This window comes from Streptomyces sp. NBC_00435, from assembly GCF_036014235.1.
Lineage (GTDB): Bacteria > Actinomycetota > Actinomycetes > Streptomycetales > Streptomycetaceae > Streptomyces.
This window is the reverse complement of record NZ_CP107924.1, coordinates 7,281,130-7,301,435: the sequence shown is the minus strand read 5'-3', so window position 1 is coordinate 7,301,435 and position 20,306 is coordinate 7,281,130. Positions and strand designations below refer to the sequence as shown.

The 20,306-nt window shown below is 73.1% G+C and carries 17 protein-coding genes; 7 read left to right on the top strand and 10 right to left on the bottom strand.

Going from position 1 to position 20,306, the window contains the following annotated elements; translation table 11 throughout:
* Positions 1–32 precede the first annotated feature (32 nt).
* Complete coding sequence (locus OG389_RS32880) at positions 33–671, top strand: DUF4232 domain-containing protein (RefSeq protein WP_328302424.1); 639 nt, start codon at positions 33–35, stop codon at positions 669–671.
* 21 nt (positions 672–692) lie between these two features.
* On the opposite strand, the gene OG389_RS32875 is transcribed toward OG389_RS32880, so the two are convergent.
* Positions 693–1,544 carry a LysR family transcriptional regulator gene (locus tag OG389_RS32875; RefSeq protein WP_328302422.1) on the bottom strand — a complete coding sequence of 284 codons (852 nt, stop codon included), beginning with the start codon at positions 1,542–1,544 and terminating at the stop codon, positions 693–695.
* A gap of 123 nt (positions 1,545–1,667) precedes the next feature.
* Here OG389_RS32875 and OG389_RS32870 point away from each other — a divergent pair, with 123 nt between their 5' ends.
* From OG389_RS32870 to OG389_RS32860, 3 genes are all read left to right on the top strand, one after another.
* Positions 1,668–2,030, top strand: a complete 363-nt coding sequence (locus OG389_RS32870) for a DoxX family protein (RefSeq protein ID WP_328304280.1) — start codon at positions 1,668–1,670, stop codon at positions 2,028–2,030.
* Between the two features lie 130 nt (positions 2,031–2,160).
* Positions 2,161–3,336 (top strand): PP2C family protein-serine/threonine phosphatase, encoded by a 1,176-nt coding sequence (locus OG389_RS32865; RefSeq protein WP_328302420.1) that lies wholly within the window; start codon positions 2,161–2,163, stop codon positions 3,334–3,336.
* A 319-nt stretch (positions 3,337–3,655) separates the two neighbouring features.
* Positions 3,656–5,683 carry an ABC transporter ATP-binding protein gene (locus OG389_RS32860; protein WP_328302418.1) on the top strand — a complete coding sequence of 676 codons (2,028 nt, stop codon included), beginning with the start codon at positions 3,656–3,658 and terminating at the stop codon, positions 5,681–5,683.
* Between the two features lie 108 nt (positions 5,684–5,791).
* Here OG389_RS32860 and OG389_RS32855 read toward each other — a convergent pair whose 3' ends face one another.
* The 9 genes from OG389_RS32855 to OG389_RS32815 form a co-directional block, all read right to left on the bottom strand.
* The gene (locus tag OG389_RS32855; RefSeq protein ID WP_328302416.1) at positions 5,792–6,604 is read right to left on the bottom strand and encodes a crotonase/enoyl-CoA hydratase family protein; all 813 of its coding nucleotides are present in this window, start codon (positions 6,602–6,604) and stop codon (positions 5,792–5,794) included.
* A gap of 376 nt (positions 6,605–6,980) precedes the next feature.
* Positions 6,981–7,103: a hypothetical protein gene (locus OG389_RS32850; RefSeq protein WP_328302414.1), complete on the bottom strand. Its 123-nt coding sequence runs from the start codon at positions 7,101–7,103 to the stop codon at positions 6,981–6,983.
* 127 nt (positions 7,104–7,230) lie between these two features.
* A complete protein-coding gene (locus OG389_RS32845; protein ID WP_328302412.1) occupies positions 7,231–8,079 on the bottom strand; it encodes a helix-turn-helix domain-containing protein in 849 nt (282 codons plus the stop codon).
* 113 nt (positions 8,080–8,192) lie between these two features.
* On the bottom strand, positions 8,193–9,686 hold the full coding sequence (locus tag OG389_RS32840) for a bifunctional phosphatase PAP2/diacylglycerol kinase family protein (protein WP_328302410.1): 1,494 nt from the start codon (positions 9,684–9,686) through the stop codon (positions 8,193–8,195).
* Between the two features lie 115 nt (positions 9,687–9,801).
* Positions 9,802–10,938, bottom strand: coding sequence for a mannosyltransferase family protein (locus OG389_RS32835; protein WP_328302408.1), 1,137 nt, complete (start codon positions 10,936–10,938; stop codon positions 9,802–9,804).
* 182 nt (positions 10,939–11,120) lie between these two features.
* Positions 11,121–11,654: a DUF6328 family protein gene (locus OG389_RS32830; RefSeq protein ID WP_328302406.1), complete on the bottom strand. Its 534-nt coding sequence runs from the start codon at positions 11,652–11,654 to the stop codon at positions 11,121–11,123.
* A 167-nt stretch (positions 11,655–11,821) separates the two neighbouring features.
* Complete coding sequence (locus OG389_RS32825; protein ID WP_328302405.1) at positions 11,822–12,580, bottom strand: hypothetical protein; 759 nt, start codon at positions 12,578–12,580, stop codon at positions 11,822–11,824.
* A 12-nt stretch (positions 12,581–12,592) separates the two neighbouring features.
* Positions 12,593–13,825, bottom strand: a complete 1,233-nt coding sequence (locus tag OG389_RS32820) for a 2-isopropylmalate synthase (protein WP_328304278.1) — start codon at positions 13,823–13,825, stop codon at positions 12,593–12,595.
* A 192-nt stretch (positions 13,826–14,017) separates the two neighbouring features.
* The gene (locus OG389_RS32815) at positions 14,018–14,221 is read right to left on the bottom strand and encodes a cold-shock protein (RefSeq protein ID WP_328302403.1); all 204 of its coding nucleotides are present in this window, start codon (positions 14,219–14,221) and stop codon (positions 14,018–14,020) included.
* A 368-nt stretch (positions 14,222–14,589) separates the two neighbouring features.
* Between OG389_RS32815 and OG389_RS32810 the strand changes: the two genes are divergently transcribed.
* The 3 genes from OG389_RS32810 (at position 14,590) to OG389_RS32800 (ending at position 20,209) form a co-directional block, all read left to right on the top strand.
* Positions 14,590–16,323 carry a glycosyltransferase family 2 protein gene (locus OG389_RS32810; RefSeq protein WP_328302400.1) on the top strand — a complete coding sequence of 578 codons (1,734 nt, stop codon included), beginning with the start codon at positions 14,590–14,592 and terminating at the stop codon, positions 16,321–16,323.
* A 14-nt stretch (positions 16,324–16,337) separates the two neighbouring features.
* A complete protein-coding gene (locus OG389_RS32805) occupies positions 16,338–19,367 on the top strand; it encodes an SGNH hydrolase domain-containing protein (protein ID WP_328302398.1) in 3,030 nt (1,009 codons plus the stop codon).
* Positions 19,368–19,507: 140 nt separating this feature from the next.
* The gene (locus OG389_RS32800; protein WP_328304276.1) at positions 19,508–20,209 is read left to right on the top strand and encodes an aspartate/glutamate racemase family protein; all 702 of its coding nucleotides are present in this window, start codon (positions 19,508–19,510) and stop codon (positions 20,207–20,209) included.
* The last annotated feature ends 97 nt before the right edge of the window (positions 20,210–20,306 follow it).

The following is a 20,306-nucleotide window of genomic DNA, read 5'->3' as shown; positions in this document are numbered from 1 at the left end:
CGGGGGCGTCACGCACACCACGAGGAGCCCCCATGACCCGCACCACGACCCGTGCCACGACCAGCACGACGACCCGCACGACGGGCACGGCACCGGGGACCTGGGGCCGGGGCAGTGCGCGCCGTACCCCGTCCGGCCCATCCCCCTCGCCCTGGCTCGTGACGGGCGCCGTGGCCTGCGGCCTGCTCCTCGGCGCGGGCACGGGTGCCTACGCCGCAGCGCCCGAGCCGGCCGGGCGGTGGGGAGCCGACACCCCCTGTGCGAGCGAGCAGCTCGTCGCGGACGGCGCACAGCGGTTCGGCGGCACCCAGGTGCGGATCACCGTGACCAACAACGGTCCGGAGGCGTGCGTACTGGAGGGGTTCACCGCCGTGGCCCTCGCCGGGCAGGGCTCACCCGACCGCAACAAGCCCCTGGACGTGGTCCCCCAGGGCCAGCAGCAGGCCGTACGGCTCGCGGTGGGCGACCGGGCCTCGACCCGGCTGACCTTCACCCCGGTGCTGGGCGAGGCGGACGGGTACTGCGCCTCCGGCGCCGAGCCGACTGTCGCTCCCTCGATCGTGCTGGGCGTGGGAGGGGGCGGACTCCAGCTCGCCCCTGACGACGGCGGCCAGTTCGCGCTCTGCGGCACCACCGTCCACGCCACGGCCTTCCGCGCCGGGGGTCCCTGAAGACCCCTGCCGCGGGCCCGCTCAGTCCTGGTGGACCGTGGCCGCGATCTGGACGAACGAGCGGATCAGCGGATTGGTGTCGCCGGCGTTCCACGCCGCGACCGAACGGCTCGGCGGCATGTCCCTCAGCGGCACCACGGTGAGCCCCTCCCCCGGTTCGTGGTCCAGGAGGGTCATACCGACCGTGCCGTTCCACAGAACGGCCTGCCGGCACTCCTGTACGGCGCGCACGACCGGGCCCTCGCGCGGTTCCCCTCCGCTCCAGTACGACTGCCAGGCGGGGTCGGTGCCCTGCGGGAACCGGAACCAGCGGCGCCCGGCCAGGTCGGCAAGCTCCAGGCCGGCGGGGCGGGCCAGCGGGTCGTCGGCGCGCAGCAGTGCCCCCACCGGGTCGGCGCGCAGCGCGCGTACGGTCAGGCCGGTTCCGTCGAACGGGGCACGGGTCAGGGCGACGTCGACCAGGCCGGCGCGCAGTCCGCAGGTGGGGTCGGTCAGGTCCGTCCGGCGCACGCGGACCTCGACGCGCGGGTGCCGCCGGCGGAACTCGTCGGCGAGCCGGGTCACGCGCGGGTCGGTGCTGTCCCCCAGGATGCCGACGGTGAGGGTCGCGGCGCCGGCCGCCGCGGCCACGCGTACGTGCACCCGCTCGGCCTGGTCGAGCAGGGCGCGCGCCTCGTCGAGCAGGACCGCCCCGACCGGGGTGAGTGCGACACCGGCCGACGACCGGTCGAACAGCAGGGCCCCGACCTCGGTCTCCAGCTGCTTGATCGCCCTGCTCAGGGGCGGCTGGCTCATGTGCAGCCGGGTGGCGGCCCGGCCGAAGTGGAGTTCCTCGGCGACCGCCACGAAGTAGCGCAGCGTACGCAGCTCCATGAGGCCACGATACCCGTACGGTATCGGCGCGGCGGAACGGGTCTTGGACAGCCGCCGCGCTCCGGCAGTGGAATCGCAGCGTGCCCGGCGTACCGGGAACCACTGCTGCCATGGATGGAAATCGTGAACCTCGCGTACTGGATCGTCGCCTGCCTCCTCGCCCTGTTCTACCTCTACGGGGGCGGGGTCAAGGTGGTCCGCAGCCGTGAGCGGCTCCGCCCGATGATGGCCTGGGTGGACAGCACGCCGATGCCCGCCGTCAGGGCCGTCGGAACGGTCGAGGTGCTCGGCGCGATCGGGCTGGTGCTGCCGCCGCTGACCGGCGTCGCACCCTGGCTCGCCCTGGCCGCGGCCATCGGGTTCGTGATCCTGCAGATCGGCGCGACCGGGGTGCACCTGGCCCGGGGAGACCGACGGGTCGCCCTCAACATCACGCTCCTGCTCGCCGCGGCCGTGGCCGTCCCGCTCGCGGCGACCCTGGTGTGACCGCAGGGCACCGCGCGCGATGCCGACGACCCTCCGCAACACCCCCCGCGTTGGCCGCCGGAATCCGCGGCGGCTGATGAAATGCCTTCCACGGCGGCCGACGACGGCATGCGGCGGGCGAGGGAGGCACGTGTCGGAACACGACGGGCTGCAGGATCGGCTGCGTTCCATGGAGGAGGCCCTGGAGCAGATCGGAACCTCCTTCGACGAACGCGAGACCTGCCAGGAGCTGGCCGGCTTCCTCTTCCGTACGCTGTCCGACGCCGCGGCGGTGGACCTGATCGGCCATGACCCCGGGGCCCGCGGGGAGCGCGTGGCGGTGGCCGGGGCGAGCGGTCTCCTGGAGGAAGCCGTCGCGCGGAGCGCACCCGTGGTCCGGGCGCTGGACCGCGGCAGTCCCCTGGAGACGTGGACCGGCCGGATCGCGGGGGCCCGCGCGTACCTCGCCTCAGTACCGCTGACCGGACCGGACGAGGTCTACGGCAGGCTCCTCGTCTGCCGCACGCGGGGGGACTTCAGCGACCACGAGCTGGCCACGCTGCACTTCGCGGCCCGGCTGGCCGCCGTCCACCTCAGGAATGCCCGGCGCCTCGCGGCGACCGAGCGGACCGCACTCGATCTGCAGCGCGCGCTCGTCGCCGAACCCGGCCGGCCGCACCCGAACCTGGAGGTCGCCAGCCGCTACCTGCCGGTGGGGCCGCGCGCCCTGGTCGGCGGTGACTGGTTCGAGACGATCCGCCTGAACTTCGGGCGGACGCTCCTGGCGGTCGGGGACGTGATGGGGCACGGCCTCGACGCCGCCGTCGACATGAACGCGTACCGCTCCGTCCTGCGCGAGGTCGCCTCCACCGATCTCGCCCCGCACCGGGTGCTGCGCCAGCTGGACGCCCTGTCCGCGGCGGACGAGAACCGCAGGCCCGCCACCTGTCTGCTCGTACGGATCGATCCCGCCCGCGCCACGGCGGTCTACGCCAGTGCCGGGCACCTGCCCCCCGCCGTCTTCACCCGCGACGGCACCGGCGAGCTCCTGGACGTACCCGTGGGCCCGCCGCTGGGCACGGGCATGGGCGGGTACGAGGCCCTCGCCCGGCCCATCTCCGCGGATCAGACGCTGCTGCTCTACACGGACGGCCTGGTGGAGCGGCGCAGCGAGGACATCGACACCTCACTGGCCAGGCTCGCCGCCCTCCAGCTGGGCACCCGGGCGAGCCTGCGGGAGGTGGTGGACGCGGTCTGCGCCGGACTCGACGCACGGCACGCCGAGGACGACGTCGCCGTCCTGGCCGCCCGGATCCGCCCCCGGTGAGGCCGGCCGGCAAGCCCTCACCGCGACCTCCCAATCCCGTCCGCCACACCCGCATCAACACCGGCGTTTCGGCCATCACTGCCGGGAGGTGGAACCCGCGCACCTCAAGGGTCCGTGCACCGTGCAGCTGAAGGCTTCCGGGCCCCTGTACGGAATCCGCTTCGGCTCAAAGACGTGCGTTCGACCGCGCACCCGGCGTCGTTGATCCCGGCAGTGCCAGCCGATCACCAATGCCCTTCCAGGAAAGCGCAGTTGACTTCTTCGCGGCGAGGACGACCGGCTGGCGCACACCACTGCCCCGACGTCGAGAGGTACGCGTATGACGCCCGTGCAGAACCGGGACCAGGAGCCCGAACGGTCCGCTGCCCCGGACGTGTCGGAGTCGGAACGGCTGTTGTTCGGCGGCGAGTTGGCGTACGACATCGGATGGGAACGCCATGAGGGCGCCTGGCTGAAGCTCGACCTGTGGACCATGGCCAAGGGCCTGCCGCGCACGGTCGGGATGGGCGTGCGTCTCGCGCACGTCGCCGACGCCCGCTCCCTGCGCCTGGTCCTGGGCGCCGAGCTCGGGCGCGGCATCACGCAGGCCGTCGGGCTGGTCGCGGTCAACAGCGTGCTCGGCCACGTCCTGGCCGGCGGCTCGACGAACGAGCGGCTGGCCCGGGCTGTGCCCGCCCTCGTGGTGGTCGCGGTCGCCGCGCTGTTCGGGTCGCTGCTCCGGTCGGCCTCGACGGCGGCGACCGGCGCGCTGGAGCCGAAGGTTCAACGGGTCGCGACGGAAAGGTACTTGGGGCTGGTCCACCAGGTGGAGCTCGCGGCGATCGAGGACGACGAGTTCCACCGGCTGCTGGACGCCGCCCGCTACGGCGCAGATTCCGCCCGCCGGATGATCCGCTACTGCACCAACACCCTGAACTCGGGAATCTCCCTGATCGCGGCGGCCGGCGTGCTGACCGTGCTGCACATCGCCCTCCTGCCCCTGCTGGTCCTGATGACCCTGCCCAGTGCGTGGAGCTCGCTGACGATCTCCAAGCAGCGCTACATCTCCTTCCACACCTTCGTCCAGCACGCCCGCGCCGGGCACCTGCTGGGCCAGCTGCTGACCCAGCAGGAGGCCGCCGCGGAGGTACGCGTCCACGAGGTCGGCCCGTTCCTCCTCGCGCACTTCCGGAACATGGCCGAGACCAGCGAACGCGAACAGACCCGCCTGGCCCGCAACGCCGCCCGGATCGGACTGAAGGCCGACGGCGCCGGCGGGCTCGCGACGCTCCTCACCTACGGGGCGCTCGGACTGCTGCTGTGGGGCGGGGCGATGGACCTCGCGGTCGCCGGTACCGCGGTCCTGGCCATCCGCACCGGCGCGGCCAGCCTGGACAGCCTCGTCCTGCAGATCACCGAGCTCCACCAGGAGTCCCTGTTCGTCGCCGACTACGAACGGCTCTGCGAGGAGGCCGCGGCCCGCGCCATCCCCACCACGGGCGAGTCCCTGCCGGAGCACCTGCGGGAGGTCCGGTTCGAGAAGGTCACCTTCACCTACCCGGCCGGGGCCGGGGAGACGGCCGAACCGACGCTGCGCGAGGTGTCGCTCTCGTTCCCCATCGGGAAGGTCATCGCGATCGTCGGGGAGAACGGCTCGGGCAAGTCCACCCTGATCAAGCTGCTGGCCGGCCTGTATCTGCCCGACGAGGGCGGCGGCACGATCTGGTGGGACGAGGTCGACGCCGCCAGGGCCGACCGCAGGCAGATCTTCGCCCGGGTCGCGCTCATGTCCCAGTCCTTCCAGCACTGGCCGTTCACCTTCCGCGTCAACGTGGGAATCGGGCGCCCCACGCACCCGATCGACGACGGCGCGGTCGGGGAGGCGGTGGCGTTCGCGGGAGCCGGCGATTTCCTCACCGGGCTGCCCCACGGGCTCGACACCCTGCTCGCCCGCGGCTACAAGCGCGGGCGCCAGGCGTCGGGCGGCGAATGGCAGAAGATCGGGATCGCACGCGCGTGGTACCGGCAGGGTCAGATCATGGTCGTCGACGAGCCCACCAGCGCCCTGGACGCCGTCGCCGAGCAGCGCTTCTTCGACCGGCTGCGCAGGCTCGCGGCAACCGGGCAGACGGTGGTCCTCATCACCCACCGGCTGCACTCCGTACGCCACGCCGATGTCATCCACGTCCTCAAGGCCGGGCAGGTCGCCGAGTCGGGCACCTTCGGCGAGCTCATGGACGAGGGGAACACCGGCAACACCTCGGGGGACTTCCGCAACGCCTACCTGGTCCAGGCCGCCGCGTTCGCGGAAACCCTGCCCGCCCAGCGCGGCCGGACCTCCGGGGCCGAGACCGGGGACCACCCGTGAGCAGGAGAACACCGGCAGCAAGGGAAGCACCTCCGGTACGAGCCCGGTCCGCACCGCCGCCCCGGACGTCCCGGCGGCCTCGGCCGTCTCCGGCCGGCCTCGGCCGTCTCAGCCGGAGAAGGAGCCGTGGCGGCCGGCGCCGCCGGCGAACCGGTCGGCGCCGGCCTGGGTCTCCCCCGCGGCGAGCGGAACGAGGCCGTGCCGGTACTCGGCGGCCAGCGCTTCCCGCTCCTCCAGACCGTGCTGTTCCCGTACGGAGAGCCGGTCGTGCCGCAGGCACGACTGCGGGAAACCGGCGATCTCGTGGGCGAGTCGCTCCGCCGCCCGGCGGGCTTCCCCGGGAGCCACGAGCCGGTTGACGAGGCCGATCCCGTACGCCTCGGCCGCGGTCACGGGCCGGCCGGTGAGGATCAGGTCCATCGCGCGGCTCTCGCCGATCAGGCGGGGCAGCCGCACCGTCCCGCCGTCGATCAGCGGGACGCCCCAGCGGCGGCAGAACACGCCGAACGTCGCGTCCTCCTCGGCCACCCGCAGATCGCACCACAGGGCCAGTTCGAGCCCGCCCGCCACGGCGTGCCCACTGACCGCGGCGATCACCGGCTTGGTCAGCCGCATCCGCGTCGGGCCCATCGGGCCGTCGCCCTCGGCCAGTACCCGGTTGCCGCGTTCGGTGCCGACGGCCTTGAGGTCGGCGCCGGCGCAGAACGTCCCGCCCTCGCCCCACAGGACGGCGACGGACGCCCCCTCGTCCTCCTCGAACACCCGGAAGGCGTCGGCGAGTCGGGCCGCCGTCGGGCCGTCGACCGCGTTGCGGACTCCGGGGCGGCTGAGGATCACCGTGAGGACGGGGCCATCGCGTTCGATGCGGACGGCGGACGCGTCGGCGGACTTCGTCCCGGGTGCTTCAGAGGTCGTGGCCACAGCGGAACTCCATGGGTCCAGTGGTGCTGCCGGATACCCGGATGCCCGGATACCCGGATACCCGGATGAGTGAGAGATGCGGACGACCACTCTGCGGCATCCACGGAGGCAATGCGAGGCCACCCCCTCCGCCCCCTCGCCTCCGGTGCTCCCCCGTTGCACCGGGACGACGGGCCCGACATCTCCGTGCGTCGACCCGCCGCCCGGAGCGCACCCCCGGCGCTCCGGCAACTCACCGGCGAATCACAGCGGTTCGGCGAGCCGCACCGCTCCGGACCCCCTCGCGTCCGAGGCCGCTCCACGCGTGCGCCGCCGGCGTCCCGACCCCCCGGGCACCAACCGCACCACCCGCACCACACACCCCACACACCGAACGTCAGCGGCGGTTGGCGTCACCGCCCTCCCGACGCCTGCGGCCGCGTCGGCCGAGGGCACCGGCCAGACCGATCAGGCCACCTGTGATCGCACCGCCTACGAGGAGGCGCAGCAGGTCTTCCATCGAACACTCCCCTCCGGACCGGGCCCGGCGCCCGGGGTTCCCTGGGGCCGGATACCTGATCAACTGCGAACGGGGGGACACTATCGGCGTGCGGACGCCCTGGCTTGGACAAATTTGACCTCGCGACTCACAGTGCGAGGGCTCCCTCCGCCACACGGGCGGCAGCCATCAGGCCGGGGGTGGTCCCGCCCAGGGCGCGGAACTCGCGGTTGAGGTGCGCCTGGTCGTAGAAGCCGCAGGCAGCGGTCACTTCGGTGGGGTTGGCACCCTCGCGGGTGAGCAGTCCCACGGCCCGGTGGAAGCGCAGTACCCGGGCGGACGTCTTGGGCGTCAGACCGATCTGTTCGGTGAACCGGCGCACCAGGTGGCCCTGGCTCCAGCCCACTTCGGCCGCGATCCGGCGCACCGGGATCGCCCCGCCGGCGCGGGACAGCAGTCGCCAGGCGTGGCTCACCTCGGGCGCGGGAATCGGGCCGCGTTCGAGCCGGGCCGACAACTCGGTGTCCAGCAGGTCGAACCGGGCTCCCCAGTCGCGGGTGGCCGCCAGCCGTTCCACCAGTTCCCCGGCCGCGGGTCCGAGGACGTCGCGGAGCTCGACGACCCTGTTGGTCAGCTCGCTCATCGGCACGGCGAACAGCCGGAAGGCGCCCAGCGGGGTCAGCTCGAGCCGGATCGCCTCCTGGCCGCCCGGATGGTCGCACGTCCGGGACCCGTCCTCCAGCCCCGTGACCAGCGAGCCGGTCACCAGGCTGTTCGGGCCCGTGTCTCCCAGCCGGCGGATCTGGGCGAACGGCTCGCCCAGGCTGATCACCACGACGGCCCGGCCCGTGGGAACCAGCCGCACCCGGTAGGGCGAGGAGGCCGCCTCCCAGTAGCCGGCATAGCTGTGCACGAACGGCCGCAGCTGGGGAGGCCACGGCCGGGTGACCCGCCACCGGTCACCGACCCGGGTCACCCCGACCCCCTGAGCGGCCACGTCTGCGCTCCCGGTCACCGGCATGTCCGCGGCCCCTCTTCTGGAAGTACGGCCTCACATCGTAGACATGGACAAGGAGATGGACGTAGGGCGCGGGCGAGGAGTTCCCCGGGTCAGCGGGGGCGGTAGACGGTGAGGGCGTGGGGGATCTCGTCGAGGACCAGGTCGGAGGGGGCCTTCGCGTATTCGCCGTCGTAGGCGAGCGGGGTGCCCGCCGGGATCTCCCCGATGCGCAGGCTGCGCAGGCGGGTCGCGACGTGGACCGGGGAGCGGGACAGGGGCCCCGTGAAGGCGGCGGCCAGGAGGCGGGGTCCTGGGCGGCCGCCGCCGTGGACGAGGCGGACGTCGAGGAGGCCTTCGCCGAGGCTGTCCCGACGCCGGGGGGTGGGGCCGGTGCCGTGGTAGGTGCCGTTGCCCGCGAAGAGGAGCCACACGTTGCGGGGCCGTCCGGCCAGCCGCAGCCGTACGGGCCGCTCGGCCCTGAGCACCTTCCACGCCGCCAGCAGTGCGGCGGGCCCGCCGCCGATCCGCGGGCCCCAGTGCAGGCGGTGGCGCAGCAGCTCCGGGTAGGCGCCGATGCTGAAGTTGTTCAGGAAGTAGCCGGCCTCGCCCCGCGGCCCGGGGGTGAAGCGGCCCACGTCCACGTGGACGGCGTGGCCGGCGGCCACGGCGCGGCAGGTGTCCTCGGCTCCGGCCAGGCCGAGGTCCAGTGCGAAGTGGTTGAGGGTGCCGCCGGGGAACACCGCCAGCGGCACCCCGGCGCGCAGTGCGGCGGTCGCGGCCGCGTTGATCGTGCCGTCGCCCCCGCAGACTCCGAGCACGGTGGCCCGCGAGGCCGCCGCCGCCAGCTCCGTGGGCAGGTCCTCGCCCCCGCACTCGATCACCTCGGCCTTGGGCAGCCGCGAGCGCAGCAGGTCGAGCCCCGCGTCGGTGGCCGTACCCGAGCCGGTGTTGACCACCACGGTGAGACCTTCCCCGTCGGGCAGCGCGGGCGCCCCGGCGGCCGGGCGCTCGCCGCCCGGTACGATCCGGGCCTGCTGCGCGCCGCGCGCGAGGTTGCGTACGACGACCCCCGCGGCCACTCCGAGGGCCGCCCCGGCGACCACGTCGGAGGGGTAGTGGACCCCGGTGTAGATCCGGGAGAAGGCCACGGACGCGGCCACCGGTGCCAGCACCGCGCCCCACCCCGGGGACTCCAGCGCCACACCGGCGGTGAAGGCGAAGGCTGACGCGGAGTGCCCGGAGGGGAAGGAGGTGGTACGCGGCGCGACCGCCGCCTGCCGTACGGCAGGTACGCCTTCCAGGAGGGGCCGTGGCCGGCGTACGGACCACTTGACCACGGTGTTGACGGCCGTGGAGGCCAGTGCCAGTGACGCGGCTCCCCGAACGGCCGCCCTGCGGGCCCGGGCCGATCCGACGACGGCGATCGCCGCGGCGGCTCCTCCCCAGAGCAGGCCGTGGTTGGCGGCGCGCCCGATGCCGGGCAGCACCCGGTCGGCCCCGTGCCAGTGCCGGCGGGCCACCGCGTCGAACAGCCGGCGGTCCCACTGGGCAACCGCTCCGTGCCAGGTCAGCGGTGTTTGCGTGTGTGTCGTGCGCTTCGCCATGGGGAGCGTGTACCCAGCTGAGCTCCCACCAGCCACCTCGCGGACCGAAATCACTCCCGCTCCGGAATCGTCGGGCGGATCGGGAGCTTCGGTGGAGCACTGCTGTGGCCAGGGCCTAAGGAGAACGGTTCCATACGAGGGTGAGGTATCCGCTGTAGAGGGCCGAGGCGGCCGTCGCGGCTCCGAGGATCCAGTACACCGTCGGTTTGCGGGCGCGCGCGAGGGCGACGGCGAAGGGGAACAGGAGGGGGAAGGCGGGAAGGAGGAAACGAGCCTTCGAGTGGAAGAAGCCGGCTCCTCCGACCGCGATGAGGACGAGGAGCGCCGTATAGATCCAGACCGCGGCCGGCGGTCGCCGCCGGGTGAGTACGAAGAGCAGGACCACGGCGGTGACGACGGTGGCGGCGACCACGACCTGGTCGAGTGTGAGGGCGGGCCGGGTGAGCAGTTCGCGCAGGCTCCGTACGGTGTAGACGCCGCCGTCGAAAGTCGATCCCCACTGGCGCTGTTCGGCGAAGTATCCGTCCCACCGGCCCATGCGCTGTCCGACCCAGGCGAAGAAGGCGAGCCAGCCGAGTGGAGCCAGGAGTACGGCTGCCCACGGACGGACGGCCGCCCACCGGGTGCCGTCCCGCTCACGGCCGGTGAACAGGGCCCGGAGGGCGCACAGGACGACCGCGGCGACGACCGCGGAGCCCGAGGGACGAGTGGCGCCGGCCAGCAGGGCCAGTACGCCGGCGGTGGGCCAGCGGTGGGTGAGTACGGCGTACACCGCCCAGGCGGCCAGGGCGACGAACACGGGTTCGGTGTACGCCATGGACAGGACCAGGGCGTGGGGCACGACCGCGTAGAGCGCGACGGCGAAGAAGGCGACGCGGGCGTTGTGGAGCTTCTCCGCCACGGCGAAGATCCCCCAGGCCGCGAGCAGCGAGGCGACGAGGGAGAGGGCCCAGGCCGTCCAGTCGGCCGGTGCTCCGGTGACGGCCGACAACCCCCGGGTCAGCAGGGGGTAGACCGGGAAGAAGGCGAGTTTGCAGGTGGGGCCGCCGATGTGGCAGGCGGGGACCATCGCGCTGGAATACCCGTGGTCGGCGATGTTCAGGTAGTAGACCGAGTCCCAGCGCGTCGCCAGGATCTCGTGGAGTCCGATGCCCTTGCGCTGTCCCCAGAGCCCGACCACGCCGACGCCCACCAGCCGGAGCGCGACGTGCACCAGCAGGGCGGCCCGGGCCCGCCGCCACGAGGCCCGCACGGTCCGCGGGCCTCCCCCGCCCCGGCGGCCACCGCCGCTGTCGGGCACCCGGTGTGTCGGGCCCGCCCGGTCGAGCGTTCCGACAGGTATGTGAGGTGCTGCCACTGGCCGTCCTGATTGCTTGCTGGAGACGGAGGCCCACTCTACCCGCGCGCCCAAAAGCGCCGACAGGGCTGCCGGGTTCAGCCGATCGAGTCCCTGGCGTCCCGCGCGTCCCGTGCCGTGTGACGGCTTCGCGCCCACAGGGGCAGGGCGAACCAGCACAGGACGTACCAGGCGAAGACGCCGCACACCAGCCACGGCACGAGCGCGTGGTCGGCGGCGACCCGCAGGATGAGGAACAGTGCCGAGACCAGGGTCGCCAGCAGCAGGACGATCCCGGCGAAGGTCAGCCGCGACGCCCAGACCACCGCCTGCGGCTTGATCCGCCGCCCGGAGACGAGCCGGTGGAAGGAGACGGGGCCGATGAGCGCACCCGTCGCCAGGGAGCCGAGGATCACCGTGATGACGTAGACCGTCCTGTCCGGTTGTTCCAGCTCCAGGAACCGGGGCGTGAAGGCGACGGTGAGCAGGAAACCGAGGAGGATCTGCACACCGGTCTGGGCGACCCGGATCTCCTGGATCAACTCCTGCCAGTTGCGGTCCGCGCGCTCCTCGACGGTCTCCTTCCGGCCCTGGTCCCGGGCCGATGGGGTCCGTCCGCCGCTGCCGTCCATTCGCTCTCCCCGTCTCGTACGCGGGACAACCGTCCGCCCGTGTGAGCGTGCCCCATGACGCCGGGAATCCACGGCCGCGAAGCGTACGGCGCGCCGGAAGGGGATACCGGAAGGGTACATACGGCGCGGAAGCCGTACGGAGGCCCTCGCCCGCGTCGGCGGAGCGGTCAGGTGGACGCCGGACTCCCCTGTCCGAACGGCCGCCACCGGTGGGGCTCCGTCGCGCGCAGGTACGCCGGATAGGCGTCCGGGTCGGCGCCGTGCGCCCGGTCCTGGGCTCCTCGCCGGACGTGGGACAGGTCCCCGCCCGTTCCCATGCGCAGCATGGTGGTGGCCGCGTGCGGGGTACCGGGGCAGCGCAGGTGGTCGGCGTCGACGACCGGAACTCCGGGCCCGAACATCGCCGTTGCCCGGGCCGCGGTGTCCGCCGGCGGCATTCCGGTCCGGTTGGCGCTGCTGACGTAGAGGCGGGGGAAGCTCCTCAGGAGCGTCGACACCGGCGTCCACTGCGCGCCGAAGAGCAGCAGGTGGCCGTCGCGCAGGGCCGGGTCGGTCCAGGGTGGGGCCGGGGCGCCGGCGCGCACGGGCACCAGGAGGGTGACGAGTTGCTCGCGCAGCAGGGTGAACGCGGCGCGGAGCGCGGCCGGTTCGAGGTCGAGTGCAGTGGCGAGGCTCCACCAGGTGGCGTCTTCATGGACCCACAGGGCGACTTCCTGCCCGGCCCGGCGTCCCTTCGCGTCGTTGACGGCCCGGGGCGTGGTGGCGGTGACGACGTAGGTGAGCGGGCTGGGGTTGGGGAGGATGACGGCCCCTCCGGCGCGCAGGGCGCGGGCGGCAGCGACGGTGTCGGGGCCGGCGCTGGTGTCGGGGCCGGCGGCGGTACCGGGGTCGGCGCCGGTACCGGCGGGGAAAGGAGTGTCCGACACAGGGGGGTCCGTTCAGCGTGCGGGTGGGGCGGCGGTCAGGCCTTCGAGGTAGCCGGCGAAGTCGGCGTCGGCGACGAGGGCCCGGTTCTGGCGGTAGGCACGGTCCTTGACCCAGGCCAGCGCCTTGCCCGTCTGGTCCGGATCCAGCTGGTGGCCCAGGCGGGCGGCGACCGCGCGCAGCACGCGCCGGCTGGCCAAGTGGGTCAGTACCACGGTCGGTTCGAGTCCCAGGTGTTGCTGGGGATCGTAGGGCTGGAAGGTCCGCGGGTGCGTGAAGGGGGTTCCGGTGGAGATGGTGGCGACCCCGGTGCCCACGATGGGGGTGGTGACGGTGAGCGGCACCCCGGTCTCCTCGGACACCATCCGGGCGATGCCCGGCAGCCGCGTCAGGTCGGGCCGCGTCCACCACGGCTCGCAGTCGGGTCCCAGTACCAACGCGGCCTTGGCCCGGTCGTGCGCGAGGAGGAAGAGCAGCTGTTCGGTGGCGACCATTCCGCTGCGCTCGGCCATGCCCAGCCAGGAGCAGGCCGCGACCCGTGCTCCGCTCCCCAGGGCAGCCAGGGTGTTGGCGAGTCCGAGGCCGAGGTCGTTGTGGAGGTGCGAAACCAGCACCGCCTCCTGACCCGCTCCGGCGGCGACGCGCCGGAACAGCGCTTCGGTCTGGCCGGGAAGCAGGTCGCCGACCGTGTCGGCCAGCACGATCGTGGCAGCCCCGTGGTCCGTCATCCGTCCCGCGTGCTCGGCGACCAGGGCATGGTCCGCGCGGGGCGCGTCCACCAGGCATACGTCCACCGCGATGCCGTCCGCGAGGTCCAGGGCCGCCTTGAGCACGTCCAGGCCCCGGTCCAGGGCCGTACGGGCGTCACTGTGCACCAGTGCCCGGGCGGTGGCTTCCGAGGCTGCCACGATCATCATGATCCGCCCGTGCGCCGCACCCCGCACCGCGCTCAGGGCCAGCCGTACGTCCTCGGCCGTGCCCCGGCAGATCGCGGACGGGCTCACCGACCCCTGAGCCTCGAACGCGACCCGCCGGGTGGCCTCGAACTCCTGCCCGCACACGGAAGGGAATCCTGCCGCGAACACCACGTGCCGCGGACCGTCCGGCCCGAAGAGCGCCCCTTGCTCACGGGCCAGCCGGACCCGGAATCCGGCGCTCATCATCGTCTTCGCCTGCGCGCCGTCCCGGGCCGACTCCTCGAACAGCACGACCCGTCCGGCCGCGGCCGACTCCCGTACCACGTCCACTCCGGCCAACGCCGAGCTCCTGATTCCGGCGCGGCACCCACGGACCGCGGACCATGCAGTTCCTGTCGACGGATCGTACGGCGGCACGAAGCCGCACGGGATCCGGAACACTTGGGCGAGGCGGTCCGCGGGCCCGGCCGGACCCCGGGCTCCACCCGGGCCCGCACCGGTGTCAGAGGGACCGAACCGGCGTCAGAGGGCCCGGACCTGGTCGGCCTGCGGACCGCGCTGCCCCTGGGTTATCTCGAACTCCACGCGCTGGTTCTCCTCCAGGTTCCGGAACCCGGAACCCTGGATCGCGCTGAAGTGCACGAAGACGTCCGCGCCGCCCTCGTCCGGCGAGATGAAGCCGAAGCCCTTCTCCCCGTTGAACCACTTCACAGTCCCCTGAGCCATGCCCAACCCCTCGCGTGACGACGCCGAGCACGTGACCCGCGCCCGACTGCAGGCACATCCTCCCCACCCGCCGCCGGACGAAACAGCCGCGTCGGGCAGGGCCGCGCAGCGGCGGTCCCATCGGAGCCCCGCCACGGTGTTGGCCTGGCCAGGCAAATCTTCCAGGTCTGTTCACCCCCGCGTGACCTGCACCTTCCCGGCGGGCAGGGGTCCGGCCGGTGGAATGGGGACCCGAAAGGTCTGGACCACATGAGACACGCCAATCCAGTGGCTCATTCGGACTGTTGGTCGTCCCGCAACAAATGGTCTATACCTTTGGCGCTATGGTGGCAGCTGAAACGGTCGCATAAACAGCCGTGGGGGGCTTTATGGCCATTCATCATCTTCCGCAACCACCTTCCGACGAAGAGCTCTACTGGTACTTCGGCCCGCAACGACGCTGGGTCCTCATCAGTACCTCGCTCGCCTTCGTGTTCACCGCCACGACCATGTTCACGTTCGCGCTGCGCACCCCGGCCCTTTGGGCCTTCCTCGCCGTCCTGGGGCTCAACGTCGTCGCCCTCGCCCTCTCCTCGGTGAACAGCCTGCGCCAGCGCCGGCTGACCCGGCCCTCGCACGAAGTCCTCGTACACGCTTGGCAGCCCGCCCGACTGCCCTCCGTGGACCTGTACTTGCCGACCTGCGGCGAACCGCTCCCCGTCCTGGAGAACGCCTACCGCGCCGTGGCGGCGGTCGACTGGCCCGGGGCACTGACCACTTGGGTCCTGGACGACGCCGACCGGCCCGAAGTCTCCGCGCTGGCCGCCTCGTACGGCTACGAGTACGTCGTACGGCCGGACCGGGGACACCTGAAGAAGGCGGGCAACCTCAACCACGCGCTGACCCTCAGCGGTGCGGAGTTCATCGCCATCCTCGACGCCGACTTCGCGCCCCGTGCCGACTTCCTGCGCCATCTCGTCCCCTACCTGGCCGACCCCGCCGTCGGCATCGTGCAGAGCCCCCAGTGCTTCGACACCGACGAGTCCATGGACTGGATCCAGCGGGCCGCGGGCTCCGCCCAGGAGTGGTTCTTCCGCTGGATCCAGCCGTCCCGGGACGCCAGCGACGCCGCCATCTGCTGCGGCAGCAATGCCGTCTACCGGCGCGGCGCCATCGACCTGGCCGGTGGCTTCGCCCGCCTCGACCACAGCGAGGACCTGTACACCGGCCTCGCCCTCCACGAACAGGGGTTCCGCACCCTGTACGTGCCGGTACTGGTGGCCAAGGGCACCTCCCCCGACCGCGTCACCTCCTTCGTCAACCAGCAGTACCGGTGGGCGATGGGCAACCTCCACCTCCTCGGGACCCCCGTGCTGCGGCGGATGGGCGCACCCTGGCGGATGCGGCTGTGCTTCTACGAGGGCATCGTCGGCTACCTGGCCGCCGCCGTGAACACCTTCGCCGCGCCACTGCCGCCGCTGGTGATGATGTTCTGGTACCCGGACCACATCCGGCCCTGGCACGTCCTGCCGCTGCTCGCCCCGCTGTGGCTCTGGCACGTGCTCCTGCCCCGGATCAGCCGGACCCGTTGGCGGATCGAGGTGATCCGGGCCAATGTCCTGACGAGCGTCGCCGCCGCCACCGCCTTCCTGCACACCCTGCGCGGACGCAGTGCGGACTGGGTGCCCACCGGCACCCGGGTCGCCGGCTCCTCCGGCGGGATGGCCCGTCGGGTGGTGGGCGCCTCGCTGCTCTGGCTGGTCCTTTCCAACGGTGCGGCCGCCGCGGGGCTCGCGCTGGCCGTGGCCCGCAACGGCTGGGAGCCCAACTGGGGTCTGCTGCTCTACTTCCTGGTGCAGTGCCAGATCAACGGGCCGCTGATCCGCGACCTGTTCACCGAGCTGCGTCCCGCCAAGCCGTCAGCGCGCACGGACACCGCCGACGGCACCGCGCCGGCTCCGGCCACCGCCCGCCCGCGCGGCCCCGTACGGGCGCTGCCACGCCTGCGGACCGGCGTACTGCCCCGCCGCTGGCCCGAGACCCTCGCCGCCTCGGCGGTCCTCCTGCTCACTGGCCTGCTGGCATCCGGGTGGGTCAACCCGATGCTTCCCTGGCTTAGTTGAAAGGCTTCACCACCATGCAGTTCCCCGTGGCACCCGGCGCGCACCGCGACCGCCGGCCCGCCTCCACCCCGCCGCCCGGACCCCCGGCGGTCCCGTCGCACTCCGGCGGCGAGTCCGGGCCCAGCCCGCACCGGTCCGCCTTCCGGCCCGACATCGAGGGACTGCGCGCCGTCGCCGTCCTCGCGGTACTCGCCTTCCACGCCGGGGTGCCGGGGCTCGCGGGCGGGTTCGTCGGCGTGGACGTGTTCTTCGTCGTCTCCGGCTACCTCATCACCGGCCTCCTCGTCCGGGAGGCGGTCACCACCGGCCGGATCCGGCTCCTCGACTTCTTCTCCCGGCGGGCTCGAAGGCTCCTGCCGTCCGCCGCCGTCGTCCTGGGCACGGTGGCCCTGGCCGGAGCCTGGCTGACCGTGCCGCTGCGCCGCGCCGACCTGGAGCACGACGTGGTCGCGGCAGCGCTCTCCGCCGCCAACTGGCGGTTCGTCGCCCAGCGGACCGACTACCTCGCCGCCGGCCACGACCAGAGTCCGCTCCTGCACTTCTGGTCCCTCGCGGTCGAGGAACAGTTCTACCTTCTGTGGGCACCGCTGCTCGCCCTGACCGTGCTCGGCGCGGCCCGGGCGGTGCGCCGCGGGCGCGCCGTACGCACCCTCGTGGCCCTCGCCGCGGTACCGCTGGTCCTCGCGTCGTTCGCGCTGTCCCTGTACTGGACCGAGCGCTCCGCCTCGCTCGCCTACCTCGCGACGCCCTCGCGCGTGTGGCAGTTCGGCGTCGGTGCGCTGCTCGCCCTGCTCCCCTGGCACCTCATGCGCGGCCCCCGGCCGCTGCGACTGCTGTGCGGCTGGGCCGGTGGCGCGGCGATCGTCTGGTGCGTCGTCTCGTACGACACCGCCACGCCCTACCCCGGCCGCGCGGCCCTCGTGCCCACCCTGGCCACCGCCGCCGTCATCCTCGCGGCGATCCCGGGCCGGGGCGAGCGCACCGCCATGGGCTCCTACGGAGTGGGCCGGCTGCTGGCGGGCCGGGCGCCCCGGGCGGTGGGGCGGCTCTCCTACAACCTGTACTTGTGGCACTGGCCCGTACTGGTCCTCGCCGAGGCCCGCTTCGGCGGCCAGAGCTGGCCGGTGAAGTGCGCGCTCACGCTGGCCGCCGCGCTGCCCGCGTACGCCACCATGCGCTGGGTCGAGCGGCCGCTGCGCCGCAGCCGCACCGTCTCCGAATACCCGCGCCGCGGGCTGTCGGTGGGCGTCACGGCCGTCGTGCTGCCCGTGGTGCTCGCGCTGGTGGTCGGCACCACGACGCTGAACCTGCTGGGTCCGGCCGCACCCGTCGAGCTGAGCGGACTGCCGCCGGGCGCGGCCTCCGGGCCCCATCTGCTGGCCCGGACCGCCGGTGCGCCACTGACGGACGGCCCCGTGGTCCCCGGTCCCGCCCAGGCACGCAAGGACTTCCCGCCGGACGGGGCCTGCGAGGTCGCCCCGGCCGTGACCCGCAGCCCGGACTGTCTGTTCGGCGCCGTGGACAGCCCGGACCGCATCGTGCTCCTCGGCGACTCGCACGCCGGTCAGTGGTTCTCCTCGATGCTGGCCATGGCTTCGCAACGGGGTTGGGCACTGCAGGAGTTGGTCAAGCAGGGCTGCCCGCTGCCGCAGCTGGCCGTGGACAGCCCGCAGCTCGGCCGCGCCTACCGGGAGTGCGACACCTGGCGGGCCGACACCCTGGACCGGCTGCGGCAGCAGCCGAAGCCGCGCCTCATCGTGATCGCCTCGCTCAACCGCTACACGGCGGACCCCCAACTGCTGGCCGAGGGCTGGGAGAAGACCCTCGAACCCCTGCGGGCGATCGGTGCGCCGATCGTCTACGTCGAGGACACCCCCGTGCCCGGCACGGACGTCCCCGCGTGCGTCTCCGGCAGTCCCGGGACCCCGGCCGCCTGCGCGTTCGGCCGTACCGGCGCCCAGCAGCCCGATCCGCTGGCACGGCGGATCGCCTCCGGGGCCCTGCCCGGCGTGCTCGCCGTGAGCGTGAACCCGGTCCTGTGCCCGGGTGACGGGCCGACCTGCCCGGCCGTACTGGACCGCATCCTGCTCTACCGGGACGACTCCCACCTGACCAACGTGGCGGCCGTCGTCCTGACCCCCCGACTCGAACGACTGCTCATGGAGGCCGGGGTGCTGCCCGTGACCGCCGCGTCCGGCACGGCGGGGGCGGCGGAGTCGGCGGGGTGGACGCGGCTCCTGCGGGACGATTTCGACGGACCCGCGGGCGCTCGCCCTTCGGACATCAACTGGATTCACGACACCGGCACTTGCTATCCGGGATGCCCGGCACCCCAGTGGGGCACCGGGGAGGTCGAGACCATGACCGACTCGACCGACAACGTCCGCCTCGACGGCAAGGGCGCACTGGAGATCGTCCCTACCCGCACGGACGGCAGGTGGAGTTCGGGACGCGTGGAGACCAGGCGCTCCGACTTCGCGCCACCGCCCGGCGGCACCCTGCGCATCGAGGCCTCGATCGCCCTGCCCGACGTGACGGGACCGAAGGCGGCGGGCTACTGGCCCGCCTTCTGGACCCTGGGAGCGCCGCTTCGCGACGGGTACACGGGCTGGCCGGGCATCGGTGAACTCGATGTCATGGAGTCGGTCAACGGGCGGGACAGCGTCTTCGCAACCATGCACTGCGGGATCCTCGAAGGCGGCCCGTGCCAGGAGCCGGCGGGCCTGAGCTCGGGTCCGCGGCCTTGCGACGGATGCCGCTCGGGGTTCCACTCGTACGCCGTCGAGGTCGATCTCGCTCCGGGTGCCGAGGAGGTGCGCTGGTACCTCGACGGCCGGGTGCACCACCGTGTGGCCGCGTCCCGGATGGATCCGGAAACCTGGAGGCGGGCGGTGGACCACGGACTGTTCCTGATCCTCAACGTCGCCGTCGGCGGCAACCTCCCCCTCGCAGACGGCGCGCGCCCGGGCCCGGACACCGAACCGGGCCACCCCATGCGGGTGGACCACGTCACCGTCTCCAGCCGGGCCCCCGCGCCCCGGTGAAGCCCGTAGCCCACAGGCCCCCAAAGTAACCCTTATAGATGTTCATGTATTGGCGACATCTCCTTATGGTTGATGTGAGGCGCGGCGCGGCGTGCGTCAAGCAGCAGAAGGAGAAGCGGAGCGGGAGCGTGGACACGAGCATGAGGACGATCGGGCTGATCGGCGGAATGAGCTGGGAGTCGACGGCCGAGTACTACCGGATCCTCAACGAGCGGACGCGCGAGCGCCTCGGCGGGCTCCACTCCGCGCGCTGCGTGCTCTTCTCCGTGGACTTCGCCGAGATCGAGGAACTGCAGGTCCAGGGCCGGTGGGCGGAGGCCGGCGAGGTGCTGGCCGACGCCGCCCGGGCGCTGGAGGCGGCCGGAGCGGATCTGCTGCTCATCTGCACCAACACCATGCACAAGGTCGCGGAGCAGGTCGGGGCCGCGACCGACGTCCCGCTGCTGCACCTCGCGGACACCACGGCAGCCGCCGTCCGCTCCGCGGGGCTGCGCCGGGTGGGACTGCTGGGCACAGCGTTCACCATGGAGCAGGACTTCTACCGGGGTCGTCTCGCGGCGGGCGGGCTCGACGTTCTCGTCCCGAACGCCGCGGGACGCGCGCTCGTGCACCGGGTGATCTACGAGGAGCTCTGTCTCGGGGTCGTACGGGACGAGTCGCGCGCGGCGTACCGGGAGGTCGTCGCGGACCTGATCGCCCGGGGCGCCGAGGGCGTCGTCCTGGGGTGCACCGAGATCGAACTCCTCATCGGCCCCGCCGACAGTGCCGTACCGCTCTTCCCCACGGCCCGCCTGCACGCCGAGGCGGCGGTCGACGCGGCCCTGGCCGGACGGGCCGGTTGAGCGACGCCTGTCGGTGCCCCGGCGGCCGGCGTCGCCGGGTACATCCAGCGGCCTCCGTTCGGGCGGCCGCGGGGCCGGGCCGGAACGGTGCGTAGGT